Source organism: Bacillus pretiosus (genome assembly GCF_051294775.1).
GTDB classification, from domain to species: domain Bacteria; phylum Bacillota; class Bacilli; order Bacillales; family Bacillaceae_G; genus Bacillus_A; species Bacillus_A wiedmannii.
In genome coordinates this window covers 1407715-1422011 of the sequence record NZ_JBPPHF010000001.1, presented here as the reverse complement: position 1 = coordinate 1422011, position 14297 = coordinate 1407715, and the positions used below count along the sequence as shown (strand labels likewise).

14 protein-coding genes are annotated in these 14297 nt (G+C 36.6%); 8 read left to right on the top strand and 6 right to left on the bottom strand.

What is annotated here, in order from left to right; translation table 11 throughout:
• The first annotated feature begins 16 nt into the window (after positions 1–16).
• Both ACSG5Z_RS07125 and ACSG5Z_RS07120 read left to right on the top strand, forming a co-directional pair.
• Positions 17–721: a nucleotidyltransferase domain-containing protein gene (locus tag ACSG5Z_RS07125; RefSeq protein WP_098148218.1), complete on the top strand. Its 705-nt coding sequence runs from the start codon at positions 17–19 to the stop codon at positions 719–721.
• A gap of 204 nt (positions 722–925) precedes the next feature.
• Positions 926–1318, top strand: coding sequence for a VOC family protein (locus tag ACSG5Z_RS07120; protein WP_087984652.1), 393 nt, complete (start codon positions 926–928; stop codon positions 1316–1318).
• A 143-nt stretch (positions 1319–1461) separates the two neighbouring features.
• On the opposite strand, the gene ACSG5Z_RS07115 is transcribed toward ACSG5Z_RS07120, so the two are convergent.
• Positions 1462–2064, bottom strand: coding sequence for a hypothetical protein (locus ACSG5Z_RS07115; protein WP_227558184.1), 603 nt, complete (start codon positions 2062–2064; stop codon positions 1462–1464).
• Between the two features lie 244 nt (positions 2065–2308).
• Here ACSG5Z_RS07115 and ACSG5Z_RS07110 point away from each other — a divergent pair, with 244 nt between their 5' ends.
• Positions 2309–2812, top strand: coding sequence for a GNAT family N-acetyltransferase (locus ACSG5Z_RS07110; protein ID WP_087984654.1), 504 nt, complete (start codon positions 2309–2311; stop codon positions 2810–2812).
• Between the two features lie 138 nt (positions 2813–2950).
• Here ACSG5Z_RS07110 and lsrF read toward each other — a convergent pair whose 3' ends face one another.
• The 4 genes from lsrF to ACSG5Z_RS07090 are packed head-to-tail and all read right to left on the bottom strand — an operon-like array spanning position 2951 to position 6623.
• Entirely contained in the window at positions 2951–3733 is a 783-nt protein-coding gene (gene lsrF / locus ACSG5Z_RS07105) for a 3-hydroxy-5-phosphonooxypentane-2,4-dione thiolase (RefSeq protein WP_000219775.1), read from the bottom strand.
• 6 nt (positions 3734–3739) lie between these two features.
• Entirely contained in the window at positions 3740–4102 is a 363-nt protein-coding gene (locus ACSG5Z_RS07100) for a cupin domain-containing protein (RefSeq protein ID WP_046959771.1), read from the bottom strand.
• Between the two features lie 26 nt (positions 4103–4128).
• Positions 4129–5691, bottom strand: coding sequence for an autoinducer-2 kinase (gene lsrK / locus ACSG5Z_RS07095; RefSeq protein ID WP_435711171.1), 1563 nt, complete (start codon positions 5689–5691; stop codon positions 4129–4131).
• Positions 5691–6623, bottom strand: a complete 933-nt coding sequence (locus tag ACSG5Z_RS07090; RefSeq protein WP_087984656.1) for a sugar-binding transcriptional regulator — start codon at positions 6621–6623, stop codon at positions 5691–5693. Before ACSG5Z_RS07090 ends, lsrK begins: the two co-directional genes overlap by 1 nt.
• Before the next feature lie 197 nt (positions 6624–6820).
• Between ACSG5Z_RS07090 and ACSG5Z_RS07085 the strand changes: the two genes are divergently transcribed.
• The 4 genes from ACSG5Z_RS07085 to lsrB are packed head-to-tail and all read left to right on the top strand — an operon-like array spanning position 6821 to position 11278.
• Positions 6821–8302, top strand: coding sequence for a sugar ABC transporter ATP-binding protein (locus ACSG5Z_RS07085; RefSeq protein WP_435711170.1), 1482 nt, complete (start codon positions 6821–6823; stop codon positions 8300–8302).
• Positions 8299–9252 (top strand): ABC transporter permease subunit, encoded by a 954-nt coding sequence (locus ACSG5Z_RS07080; protein ID WP_435711169.1) that lies wholly within the window; start codon positions 8299–8301, stop codon positions 9250–9252. Before ACSG5Z_RS07085 ends, ACSG5Z_RS07080 begins: the two co-directional genes overlap by 4 nt.
• Positions 9249–10238 carry an ABC transporter permease gene (locus ACSG5Z_RS07075; RefSeq protein ID WP_435711168.1) on the top strand — a complete coding sequence of 330 codons (990 nt, stop codon included), beginning with the start codon at positions 9249–9251 and terminating at the stop codon, positions 10236–10238. Before ACSG5Z_RS07080 ends, ACSG5Z_RS07075 begins: the two co-directional genes overlap by 4 nt.
• Entirely contained in the window at positions 10235–11278 is a 1044-nt protein-coding gene (gene lsrB / locus ACSG5Z_RS07070; RefSeq protein WP_087984658.1) for an autoinducer 2 ABC transporter substrate-binding protein LsrB, read from the top strand. The genes ACSG5Z_RS07075 and lsrB overlap by 4 nt, the downstream gene beginning before the upstream one ends.
• Before the next feature lie 46 nt (positions 11279–11324).
• Here the strand turns inward: lsrB and ACSG5Z_RS07065 are convergent, their stop codons facing one another.
• Complete coding sequence (locus ACSG5Z_RS07065; RefSeq protein WP_435711167.1) at positions 11325–12827, bottom strand: malate:quinone oxidoreductase; 1503 nt, start codon at positions 12825–12827, stop codon at positions 11325–11327.
• 380 nt (positions 12828–13207) lie between these two features.
• On the opposite strand from ACSG5Z_RS07065, the gene ACSG5Z_RS07060 reads away from it, so the two are divergent.
• Positions 13208–14254 (top strand): DUF2332 domain-containing protein, encoded by a 1047-nt coding sequence (locus ACSG5Z_RS07060; RefSeq protein WP_435711166.1) that lies wholly within the window; start codon positions 13208–13210, stop codon positions 14252–14254.
• The last annotated feature ends 43 nt before the right edge of the window (positions 14255–14297 follow it).

Below are 14297 nucleotides of genomic sequence, written 5' to 3'. Positions count from 1 at the left end.
TGTTTGGAGGTTACAAATGTTAGAAGCACAAATATCTGTTAAACATGAACAACATAAAAAATTAGTGCAAACAATAGTAGCTGAAATCTTATCTATAAATAAGATAACTGGATGTATGCTTATCGGATCTGTCGCAAGAGGTGATGCATATCCTGATTCGGATTTAGACTTCTATGTTCTTTTAGAAGACGGACAAAATAAGAAATTTCATTCTGAAACGAGAGAAGAAATTTTAGTTGAATATAAGTATGCAGACGTTAATCAAATACTAGAAAACTTCAAAAACAATCCGATGGAATTATACTCATTTTTAGAAGGGGAAATTTTATTTGATAAAAGCGGCGAGTTGAAAAAGTTAAAGGAAATAGCTACATATGAATTTGAAAACTATCGTGTTTCTAGCGACAAAGTGAAAGGTATTTCTCATTGGTTGCGTAGTTCGCTCATTAAAATTCAGTCTGCTTTAAAAGCAAATGATGAGTTAAAAGCTTCATACATCGTTCATACGTCAACTTGGACATTGATAGAAGGCATATGGGCCATTCATAACAAACCTACACCGCCAGCGGGATCTGTTTTAAGGTATATACAAATGTTTCCTAATAAACCAATTCATTTGGAGGCATTACTTCATAAACTATTTGTAGGGGATACAATAGAACGTACCTCTTCGGCAATGTTCTTAATTGAGTGGATTTTACACAATTTGAAAAGTAAATAATTTGACCATTTTATATAGGTAAATTAAAATTTCATGTCGAATGATTCATGTAATTGCATGCATTAAAAAAGCGTTCTAAGCTATAGAGAAAAGTATTAGACTATAAAGCATAGTCTTAGACGGAACGCTTGAATATCTTGCTTTACATATTTAGGTGTTATGGAAATGAGTCTATATAACTTCTGTTTAATAGGAGATGAGTAAATGAAGTTAAATCATTTGAATCTATGTGTTGATGATTTATCAGAAGCGAGACATTTCTTTGAAACATTTTTTGATTTTCAATTTTTGGAGCAAAAGGGGAAGGCACTAGTAGTGATGAGTGATGAGAGTGGATTTATACTTGTGCTAAGCGATCCAAAAGCATTTAAGGGAAATAAGGAAGTTATGTACCCTGAAGCTTTTCATATTGGTTTTTTAGTGGATACTTCAAGTGAAGTTGATCAAACATATAATCGTTTAGTAGCTGGTGGCATTGAAATAGAAAAGGCGCCGTATGCAATGAGAGGTAGTAGTTACGGTTTTTATTTTTCAATGTTTAATGGATTGTTAATTGAAGTGTCCTGCCTTGACTATAAAGATGGTAAGAAAATTTAATAACAAATTTACAAGAGTAATTGCATGAAGATGTAACTATACCCCTTATCCAGTTTGGAAAGGGGCTTGATCATTTTAAGGGACATAAAAGTGAAAATAAACGAATTTTAGTCAGGAAAAGGGCATGTGAGACAGCTTCTTTATTAATCTATCTTAATTTCAAATTCAAGTACAGTTTGATCTTTCCTAAACGGTATATTGAGTTCTTTAAATCGTAATCTAATTCCAGACGAATTATCAGGAAGGGCAGGAGATACAACGAAATGATGACTCAAATGTCCATCAGTACCGCCACCACCTTCAGGCCAGCAGTCATATGTATCATCTATTGATAATTGGAAGAAACTATGAGGCTTATTTTCATTAAAAGTGTCATTCGTAGAATCCCAATCGCTATATAAATAAACGACACTAGCATTTGCATATTGCCGAATAAAAGTTACGGTATACATGATACCATCATGTTCATAAGATTTAAAAACAGGTACATGTTTTTTGAATGTAGTTGGTTCGACGCGAGGTTTAAATTCACCTTCGTCCATCATGGAAGAGAATAATGAATTTAGGTAGTCTGGATAAAATCCGTATTGCTCTGCCCATTTATAAATGGCTTCATCATGTGGAAAACCTGGATCACCACCTGAAAGTTCTTTCCGTTCTTTTAATAGGGTACAAATTTTTTCATCGATAGTATATAATCTTTCATCGTAATAATCAGTAGGACGTTCAAAGGTCATTCTTTGCATAATCATTCCTCCTTTTCTTTATTTTAACAAAAAAGAAAGTGCGATACATTTTTAAATGTAAATTTAAACTCATTCATAAATCAAATATTGTAGACTTAAAATGAAGTTTGATAAGAAGGTCTATTTAGCAGAGGAATTGCTTATGCATAAAATAATAATAATGTATGAATCAAGCAGGTTTCCCATATGGTAAAGTACGAAACTATTATAAGTAGTACAGTGAAATCAATAGGAGGTTACCGCTATGACAGCTGTTTTTAAAGATATGGCGTTCCAGTTAAAAACGGAACGACTCGATCTGAATATGTGGGAGGAATCTGATGCAGTCTGGCTGAGACAATTAATTGGCGAACGTGGTGTGGACATGCCAACCATTGAATCTGTTCGTAGCTCTCTTATCGAAATGCGCAAGAAAGCAACTGAAAATGGTATTTCTCTTCTTACTATACGTAGGCGAGAAGAAGGGGATTTCATCGGATACTGTGGTTTAATCATCGGTCGTTCCACGCTTGAAGAGCCAGAGATTGCATATGAGTTGTTCCAAAGTGCTCATCGAAAAGGTTATGCGACAGAGGCAGCATCAGCAGTGCTTGAGGCCGCGATCGCTACGGGGCGCCAAAGACTTTGGTCAACTGTAGGCGCTTGGAATATAGCGTCTTTCCGGGTATTAGAAAAGATAGGGTTTCATCGGCATCACAGTACGTGGGGGGAGCGCGGTGAGATTGTTTGGAACGTACGCGATCTGTAGAAATCTGACTAAATCCGGAACAAAAAAATGTAAAAGAAAACCTCTATGTTAGGTTACTTAGTAATCTAACATAGAGGTTTTTCTTTATAGTAAATATTAATTTTGTATATTTTTAAGAGTAATAGTCTGTCGTTTATTTTAATTTTTTACATCGTCGAATAATTGGAGTGCCTCTTTCACATTCAATCCATTCTTCACAATGCCATGAATCGCTTGAATCATCGCAGCAGGATGTTCAGATTGCCATATGTTTCGGCCCATATCTACGCCGATTGCGCCTTCTTGCAGTGCATTGTACGTAATGTTTAATGCGTCTTCAATTGAATCGAGTTTTGGACCACCAGCGATTACAACTGGGGCAGGACAAGTGCTTGTAATTTTTTCGAATCCTTCGCAGTAATACGTTTTAATAATGTCAGCTCCCATTTCAACGCATACGCGGGAAGCGAGTGCTAGAAAGCGTGCTTCACGTTTTTGTAATTCTTTCGCAACAGCGGTAATACCGAGTACTGGTAGACCGTAATCGTGAGCTTCTGAAACTACATTTGCGAGATTTGAAACAGTTTGTGTTTCATAGTCTGATCCGACGAAAACAGAAACACCGACGCCAATTGCGTTTTGTTTTACTGCTTCTTTTACTGGTGTAACAATTGTTTCATTCGCTAAATCTTTACCGACGACAGTAGCTCCACCTGAAACACGCATAACCATCGGTGTGCTGCAGTTTTCAGGAATACAGGAGCTAAGCACACCTCGAGTTAAAAAGAGGGAATCTGTGTAAGGAAGTAAGTTTTTAACTGTTTCAAGTGGCTGTTCTAGCCCGTGAATGGGTCCTAAAAAGTAGCCGTGATCTATCGCTAACATAACCGCTCTTCCATCAGGTAAAATTGTATTTAATCGATTTTTAAATCCCCAAGTCATTAGAAATCACTCCTTCGTTAATGTTGGATTTTCCGTTTGTACCGTATCTTTATTTGGTAAATGTGGTGACTTAATAAAAACTGCTTTAAAAGGTTTGTCAGAATGGTTAATAAGATAGTGAGATTCATGAGGGCGAACTTGCAATACATCGCCTTGTTTAATCGGAACTTTTTCGTTATTCACATAGAAATCAATTTCACCTTCTAATGCATAAAAGACTTCCTCGCACGTCGTATGGTAGTGATTTTGAAACTCTTGCCCAGGCTGAATGACAACAAGGCCAAGATCAATATTCGGGCCTTGTATTAAATATTTCGGCCCGTTATCACCGAAGCGATAGGAGAAGTCATTTTCATTCGCTTTTAACATACTTTTTCACTCCTTTATGTAATGTGTTACAGAGCACCAGGCGCAATCCACATATGTGAGGTGAGACCTTTATCAGCTAAAGCGAGTTGACTGTCATACACAGTTTTCCATGTTTCATAGAATTCTTTATATAGTTCATGATTTTCAGTAACTGGTTCAAATGTGTGCTCCCACTGTACAAACTGTTCAGCAGTTTCTTCCATAGCTGAATATATGCCAGCGCCAACTCCAGCAGCAATCGCAGTTCCTAAAGCAGCTGCTTCTTTCACAACAGGTACTTTTACAGGAATACCAAGGACGTCCGATAAAATTTGTGGCCATAGTTTTCCTTTAGCAGCACCGCCAGCAAAAATGACTTCAGAAGGGAATGTCCCTGTGAGATTTTCTATTAATTTTAAGTTGCCAAGTGTAACGAAGGCAGCATTTTCTTCAATAGCACGGAACAGTTCTTTTTTTCCGCATTTGTCTGCATCTAAACTTAAATTTAAAAAAGAAGGTGCGGCATGACGCCAAGAAATGTAGTTCATAACATTTGAAAAGGTAGGGATAATGCCATGTGAACCAACAGGTACGTCTTTCGCTTGTTCTTCTAATAATGCATAAGCATCTACACCGAGTTTGTCAGCAAGTTTCTTTTCCTCATGGCAAAAAGCGTCTCGAAACCAGCGCATAACAAGGCCTGGGAAAAAGGCAATCGTTTCATATTGCCAAAGGTTAGGTACGACGTGACAATTTACCCGAATGGAAACATGTGGATCTGTTTTTGGTTCTGAAACATTGACTTCTTGTTGCCAAAAACTACCTCCGCATATTAACGTTTGATTAGGTTTCACGACTCCTGTTCCAAGTGAGGCCATTTGTGCATCTCCGCCCCCGGCGACGACAGGAATTCCTTCACATAATCCAGTTAATGCTGCACACTCTTTTGTGACGTTGCCAATTACTGTACCCGCTTCATTTACTGTTGTTGAAAATGGTAACGTTAAACCGCACTCGATAGCGACATCGTTATCCCATACTCTATTTTGCAGGTCAAAAATACCGGACGTACATCCATTTGATGGATCGATTTGCAACACACCGCTTAATTTATATAAAATCCAATCGTTTAACATCGTAAAAGAGTGAATAGCATTATAGACGTCTGGCTCATGTTTTTTAATCCAAAGTAGGCGGGGTAAAGCACCTAATGAAAAAGTTTGACCAGATTTAGTATATAAATCTTCTTCAAGATGTGACCGAATTTCTTTTAGTTCACTAACTTCGGCGGATGCGCGCCCATCAACATTTGCACAAGCCCAAATTTCTTGCCCATCTTTATCATATAAAACAAAACCTTCTCGCATACTAGTAGCGCTAATAGCTTGAATAGAAGAGGGCGGGACATTACTTCTTTGTAAAACTTCTTTCGTGCATTGTTGTACTAGCTCCCAGTTTTCTATTACATCAAAATTCATAGAACCTGGATAACAAGGATCCGTTTTATGAACCCATTCTTTTTGACTGACTGCAATTTGATTACCTAGTAAATCAAAAAGAACAGCTCGAATGCTTCCTGTACCAGCATCAAAAGCTAATAAATGAGACATTAACAATCACCATCCTTTCGTAATAAGGAGAGGGCCGTTTCCTCATCGGTAATTAATGTATGAATGAACTTTCCTTTTAAGGCACCATAAATTGCATCTATCTTTTCTATACCTCCAGCAACACCAACGACATGTTTCATTTTGCGCAGAATCGAGAGCGGCGTACCAATTAGTCGATTATGATGTGGGAGCTTTAATAAATCACCATTCGTATTATAAAACTGCCCTAAAATATCGCCAGCACCGTTTTGACTACGAATATATGTCATCTCACGTAGTGTTAATTTTTCTTCTTTTACAATAGTTGCGTCTTGGGATAGCCCGCCAATACCAACAACTGCTGTATGAGCAAGTGAAGCGACATGAAGCATATCTTTTACACTCGGTTCTGATAGAATACTTTGTGCCATTTCGGTTGTAGATGCTAGAAACGGCGTAGGGATAATGTGAAAATCGCCTTGCATGTAGTGAAAATAGTTTTGTTTTCTCGGGAGATAGTGATTTACTCCGCCTGTTAGCGTTACAATTGAAAGATTAATAGAAGTTTCAAAATGAATGTTTTCTAGCATTTTGCTAATCGTTTCACCCCAGCCAATGCCGAGTAAATCGCCTTGTTGGAGCTGAGTTTCTAAATACTGTGCAGCAGCTTTTCCGAGAGAAGCGTGATAATTGTTTATTGGAGTAGGGATAATAAAAGCATCTTTTAAATGGAATTTTTTCATTAGGTCACGCTCAATACTTAAACAGTGTAAACCAGTCCCTTTTACGTGAAATGTAACGATACCTTCACTGCGCGCCTTATCTAATAATCGGACAACTTTATTTCTTGAAATGTGAAGAAGTGAAGCAATTTCCTGTTGTGTTAATTGGTCTTTATAATAGTACCAAGCTACTTTAGTTAATAAATTCTCTTCAAAGTTCAGCTGTGTCATACGCGTCATCCCTTTCAACAATTGACCACTGCTTAAACATATGTGCCATATATTTTGTTTATTCCAGTTGAAACGATTAATTGTCTGATGAAAAAAGTGTTCTAGATATGAAAAAAGAAATATACAATGCTACAAAACAAGTAGAACAAATAATCATTTTCTCAAAAAATGTTCTGGATGAAGGCAGGTGACATCATGTGGAGAACGTACCTTTATTACATGTAAAGAAAATGAGTAAGGCGTTTTCAAAGCAACATGTGTTAAAAGAGGTGTACTTACAAGTAGAGCGTGGCGATATATACGCTTTAGTTGGAGGGAATGGTGCTGGAAAATCAACATTAATGAAAATATTAACGGGGTTATATTCGTATGATAGTGGAGAAATGTATATAAAAGGAATGAGGAAACAGTTTGTAAATCCGGAAAAAGCACACCGAGAAGGGATTTACTTAATACCACAAGAACCACTCATTTTTCCGCATATGACCATTGAAGAAAATATATGTATCGGACTAAAAGGGAAGAAAAAGGAATTAAAAGTAAAGATTCAGCAATTGATTGACAGTTTAAGATGGGATATTGACCTTAAAGAATTAGGAGGATCACTATCCATTGCGCAGCAACAGTTAGTAGAAATCGTTAGAGGATTAATACGGGAAGCCGAGATTCTTATTTTAGATGAGCCAACATCGACATTAACAACTCACGAAATAAAGAGTCTTTTTGTGCTGATGAAAAGTTTACAAGAAAAAGGAATTGGAATGATATATATTACGCATCGCTTTCCAGAAATCTTTGAAATTGCCAACAAAGTAGCGATATTACGTGATGGAATGATTGTAAGCCAAGGTGATGTATGTGACTATACATATGACATGCTAATGGAGGGGTTATTGCCGAAAGGGTATAAACAAGAAGAGAAAAGAGAAATAGTGCAAGAGACAAAAGAAACGAAAAAAATATTAGAAGTAATTGATATAACGAGTCACGCATTCGAAAATATATCATTTACTGTACATGCTGGAGAGATTGTAGGAATTGCTGGCATTGTTGGATCAGGCAGAACGGAATTAGCAGAAACCATATTTGGATTGAAGTCTATAAAATCAGGTTCTATTTTATTAGAAGGAAAATCAATTGATTCATGCTCTTTGCATAAAAGACTTAGCGAGGGATTAGTTTATGTGCCAGAGGATAGAGCAAGAAATGGTATTTTCTCAATTGCATCGGTTAAAGAAAATATGACTGCAGCAAGTTTACATCAGAATAGTCGCTTTTTCATTAACCAAGAAAAAGAAAGCGCTTTATTGAAGGCGTATATAGAACAGTTTCGAATTGTTGTACGAAGCATGGATGAAGTTCTAGCATCTTTATCGGGAGGTAATCAGCAAAAAGTCGTGCTTGCAAAATATCTTGCGTGTAATCCAAAAATTATTATTCTTGATGAACCGACTCGCGGAATTGATGCGAAAGCAAGGATTGAAGTATATGAGACGATAGAAAAAATGAAAAGAGAAGGACTCGCAATGTTATTAATCTCTTCCGATGTTGAAGAAATCGTTCAATTAGTAAATCGTGTATATGTAATGCGAAATGGACAATTTGTTTCTCATTTAGAGAAACAAAATATGACTGTAGATGAAGTTACACGTCTTGCATACGGAGGTGTAACGGAATGAAACGTATGTATAAAATGCACGAAACATCTATCATACTATTATTACTCATTTACATTGCCATTGTCGGAATGATAAATCCAAGTTTCGTTCAGCTTAACTCGTTATCTTTAATGATGAAATCAAGCGTTATTTTAGTTGTGCTAGCAATTGGCCAATCGTTCGTCTTATTTACCAAGAATATAGACGTATCAGTCGGTTCAATTATGGGATTAAGCGCAGCTGTTTGCGGGATGTTGTTAACGGATGGATATCATGCATTTTTGTCCATACTTGCTGCTATTTTACTTGGCGCTATTCTCGGTTTTATAAATGGGATTGGCGTTGCGAAGTTTCGGGTACCAGCTATTATTATGACATTAGGTATGTTAGGGATCATTAGAGGTGCGATGTTAATTTTCACAGGCGGAAAGTGGATTGAAGACGTACCAAACAATTTTAAGAAACTGTCATCGATCGTCATACTTGGTTTGCCGATAATTGTATGGGTTGTTCTTATTATTTTACTACTACTATACTTCTTTTTAAGGAAAGTGCCATTCGGAAGATACTTTTATGCGGTAGGTGATAATGAAGATGGCGCGAGACTCATTGGTATACCTGTTAATAAAGTGAAGATATATGCGTTTATTATATCTGGCATAAGCGCTGCACTCGCTGGTTGCATATTTGTCATGAATATCGGATTCGTTCCAAATCAAACAGGCACCGGGATAGAACTACAGGTTATCGCAGCTGCTGTACTAGGGGGAATTCATTTAAAAGGAGGAACGGGTTCTATAGTTGGAGCTGCATTAGGAGCAGTATTTTTAGAGGCGATTAGTAGTTCACTTGTCTTTTTAAAAATACCTGCGTTTTGGAATAATGCTATTTCAGGGTTTTTATTATTAGTAATCGTTATATTAGATAGTGTTATGAAAAAGTGGAAGGCGGAAAGGAGGATGAATCGATGAAGTATTTGTACAGATGGGAAGGTGTTCTAATTGTATTACTTTTTATAGAATTCATTCTCTTTAGTTTTATAAGTAGTGATTTCTTAAATATTAGTAATCTCCTTTTTAGTACAAATGATTTTCTATTTATAGCAATCGCAGCGATACCAATGACTTTCGTTATTGTAACAGGAGGAATTGACGTTTCTGTAGGATCTATTATGGGGTTAACTTCGATTATAATTGGTGTACTTTGGATGAATGGAATACTTATTTTGCTAGCGGTCATATTAGCTCTTTTAATCAGCTGTTTAGCAGGAGCTTTAAACGGATTCATTATAAAAATGACAGACGTAGAGCCACTTGTCGTTACACTCGGAACAATGTTTTTATACGGCGGAATTGCACTCGTCATTTCAGGAGGGGCAGGTGCTTCTGGATATGAAGGGATAAGTGGTTTGCCTGACGCATTTGTACAACTGGCAAACGGTAGTTTTATAGGGATACCGAATTTATTATGGTTATTGATTATATTAACGATTTTATGCACTGTATTGTTTCACCGTACTATTTATGGGCGCCACGTCAAATTAACTGGTGCAAACGAAAATGCAGCAAAATACACTGGGATCAAAACGAAAAAAGTAGTCATCATCGCTTACATACTTTCCGGGTTAGGAGGTGGATTAGGAGGCGCTTTCTTAACTGCATATTTCGGCTCCGCACGTGCTGATATGGGAAGTGAAACGATTTTACCAATCATTACAGCAGTCGTATTAGGCGGGACACTTATTACAGGGGGAAAAGGAAGCATAATCGGTACTGTACTGGCGAGTATTTTTATAGGACTCATGCAGTATGGCTTGCAAATGACGGGTTTAACAAATGAACAATCTAACGTAGTTATTGGTATTATTCTTATTCTTTCAGTTATTATGAGACATTTCAAATTACATCAATTCACACCGTGGAAAAGAAAGAACTTGCATAAGGGGGAAATGTCATGAAGAGAAAACTGGGGATTGTATTCATTGTATGCATTTGTTTAATCGGTTTAATCGCTTGCTCTAGTCAAACGGCAGATAAGAAAAGGGCAGATGATGTGAAATTTGCATTCATTCCGAAATTAACTGGAGTTGGCTTCTTTACATCGGGCGGTGAAGGAGCAAAAGAGATGGGAGATAAGTTAGGCGTACATGTGAAATATGATGGACCGTCTGAAGCAAGCGTATCAGGGCAAGTGAAATATATAAACAACTTTATTAATCAAAACTATGATGCACTTATGGTCTCATCTACTTCAGTAGATGGTCTATCGCAATCATTGCAACGAGCTAAGAAAAAAGGAATGACTGTTTTAACGTGGGATTCTGATGTGAATCCGAAAGACCGATCATTTTATATAAGCCAAGGAACACCAGATCAACTTGCTAATTTATTAATTGAAATGACTTCCAAACAAATTGGAGATAAAGGAAAAGTAGCTTTCTTTTATTCTAGCCCAACAGTAACGGATCAAAACCAATGGGTAACGAAAGCGAAAGAAATTATTAAAAAGAAATATCCAAGCTGGGAAATTGTAACGACGCAGTATGGTGAAAATAATGCGCAAAAATCTTTATCTGTAGGAGAGAACATTTTAAAAACATATCCAGATATTAATGCAGTCATTTGCCCGGATGCAACGGCACTACCAGCGATGGCACAAGCAGCTGAAAACTTAAAAATGGATAAAAAAGTAGTCGTAACTGGTTTTTCCACACCAAACGTTATGCGTGATTACGTAAAACGTGGAACAGTACAACAATTTGGATTATGGGATGTAAAACAACAAGGTGCACTCGCAACGTATGTAGCAAATGAAATAGTAGTAAAAGGGAAGAAGTTAAAAGTAGGGGATAGTTTCGAAGTAAAAGGAATCGGAAAAGTGAAAGTAGAGCCAAACTCCATCCAAGGTTATGATTATGAAGCAGAAGGAAATGGAATTATAGTATTACCAGAGCGGGTTGTATTTACGAAAGAGAATATTGATAAATATAATTTTTAGTAACAAAAAAACGTCCGAATAAATCGGACGTTTTTTAATAACTTCTTTAATTATGAACCGTTTCTTTTTCATTTAATCCAAGCGTACGACCTGTAGAAGTGTGAAGGTCTTGGAACAATCTTGGATTTTCAGTTAGTGAAATGCCATAAGAAGGAATCATTTCTTTTATTTTTTCTTCCCATTCTACCATGCGGCTCGGGAAACATTTTTCTAATACTTCAAGCATGACGTGAACGGCAGTAGAGGCACCTGGTGAAGCACCTAGTAATGCAGCGATTGAGCCGTCAGCTGCACTAACAACTTCAGTACCGAATTGAAGTGTACCTTTACCGCCAGCATCAGTATCTTTAATTACTTGTACACGTTGCCCAGCAACTACAATATCCCAATCTTCACTTTTCGCGTTCGGAATGAATTCGCGTAATTCTTCCATACGTTTTTCGTGAGATAACATAACTTGCTGAATTAAGTATTTTGTTAATCCCATTTCTTTTACACCAGCAGCTAACATCGTTAAGACGTTATTTGGTTTTACAGAACCAATTAAGTCAAGGTTTGAGCCAGTTTTTAAGAACTTAGGAGAGAACCCTGCGAACGGTCCAAATAGTAAAGCTTTTTTATTGTCTATATATCTCGTATCAAGGTGAGGTACAGACATTGGCGGAGCGCCAACTTTAGCTTTACCATATACTTTCGCATGATGTTGCTCGACAACTTTTTGGTTTTTACATACCATAAATAGTCCACTTACAGGGAATCCACCAATATGTTTTGATTCAGGGATACCAGTCTTTTGTAGTAGAGGTAGACTACCGCCACCGCCGCCGATAAAGACGAATTTTGCAGTGTGATGCTCAATTTTACCACTATTCATATCGTGTACTTTTACTTCCCACAAACCATTCTTTGTGCGTTTAATATTTTCGACACTATGTTTGTAGTTTAGCTCGACATTTTTCGTTTGTAAGTAATCAAACAACATACGTGTTAATGCACCGAAGTTAACATCTGTTCCAGAATCAATCTTCGTTGCAGCCATTGGTTCGTTAGGTGTACGTCCTTCCATAATGAGTGGAAGCCATTTTTTTAATGTTTTAGGAGCATCGGAAAATTCCATACCTTGAAACAGTGGATTTTTTGAAAGCGCTTCAAAACGGTTTTTTAGAAACTCAACATTTTTTTCACCTTGTACTAAACTCATATGAGGTAGAGGCATAATGAAATCTTGTGGATTACGAATTAATTTACTTTTTACAAGATATGCCCAAAATTGTCTTGAAAGCTGGAATTGCTCATTCACTTTTACAGCCTTACTAATATCTATAGATCCGTCAGATTTTTCGGAAGTATAGTTCAGTTCGCATAGCGCAGAATGCCCTGTACCTGCATTATTCCATTCATTAGAGCTTTCTTCCCCGGCACTTGCGAGTTTTTCAAAAACTTTAATTTCCCATTCAGGTGCTAATTCTTTTAGTAATGAGCCTAACGTTGCACTCATAATTCCTGCACCAATTAAGATAACGTCTGTTTTTTGCTGCATGTTGCTCATGATAATCTCTCCATCCCCTATATTGGCAAAAAAGAGTAGGTGTTTTCTATGTCTAAGCCGTAAAAGAGAAACACCGCCTAGGCCCCACCTAGGTATTTACCTTTTTTGTCTCAATTGTATAACCATCTCATACTCTATTATAATAATTAATAGACTAAAATATCTAGTGTTATCTGATAATTTTAAACTATTTAACGTTTTATTCGCCAAAAATCTTATTTAACAAGCTCTTTTAAGGTGATAAATAGAAAAAAATTACAGTTTGAAATTATCCCGAAAAAGCTTACGTATCGTAGAATGGGTAGAAAGGATACCTTTTTATGGAATTTTACCTCTGATAATAGTATGGTTATTCTGTAAAATGAAAAGGAGGGATACCAATGCGTACACAAGAACAAATCGCAAACTTATTTCGAAATTTTTCAATAAAGGAATGTAAAGGGTCAAGTGATTTATATGAATACTTATCAATAAAAATTGCTGAAGATGAGGAAGTACTTACACTATCTTCCTACGCTCAAGTAGGCCAACCAATTCCAAACTTATTATTAGGTGCTGTACATTATTTATTACTATCAGGGAAAGAACATCATTTAAAAATGTATTACAGTAGCTTAGTTGAAAATGCTAATACGGATTTAAATCAAGCTTTTGATTATTTTAAAGATTTCTGTAAAACGTATCGAGAAGAAATCATTACCTTATTACAAACGAAACTCGTTCAAACGAATGAAGTAAGGCGATGTGCGTACTTATACCCAAGTTTTTGTTACATATTTAATAAAGTGAAAAAACAATTAGCGTTAATTGAAATTGGGACAAGTTCTGGATTACAACTGTTCTGGGATCAATATAGCTATTCGTATGGAACAGATGTAACATACGGAAATATAAACTCGAATGTGCATGTAACTTCTGAAATAAGAGGAGAGAATGTGCCTCATTTTCTAAAAGAAAGTCCATCTGTCGCAGAAAGAATAGGACTAGATTTACATGTAAATGATTTACATAGTAATGAAGATTATTTGTGGCTACGTGCACTCATTTGGCCAGAGCATAAAGAAAGACTTGAAATGTTTGACCAAGCAGCATCTTTAGTGAAAACTGAATCTGTTCAATTAATAGAAGGAGACGGTGTGGAGCTATTGCCATCTATCATCGAACAAATAAGTAAAGATGCTGTAATCTGTATTTTTCATACACACGTCGCAAATCAAATACCTGAACAAGTAAAACGTAAGTTAGAAAAACAAGTGCAAGACATCGGCGCAAAACGTGATGTATTCCACCTATATAACAATATGTGGGACCGGGACCTTCATATTGATTATTATATTAACGGAAACGAATATCGTGAAACGGTTGGAGAAACAGAAGGGCATGGGAGATGGTTTAGTTGGAAACTTGGGAAGGAAACCCTTTGCTAGTGTTTCTTCAAAATAAAAATAGCTAATGGGAATATGCCATTAG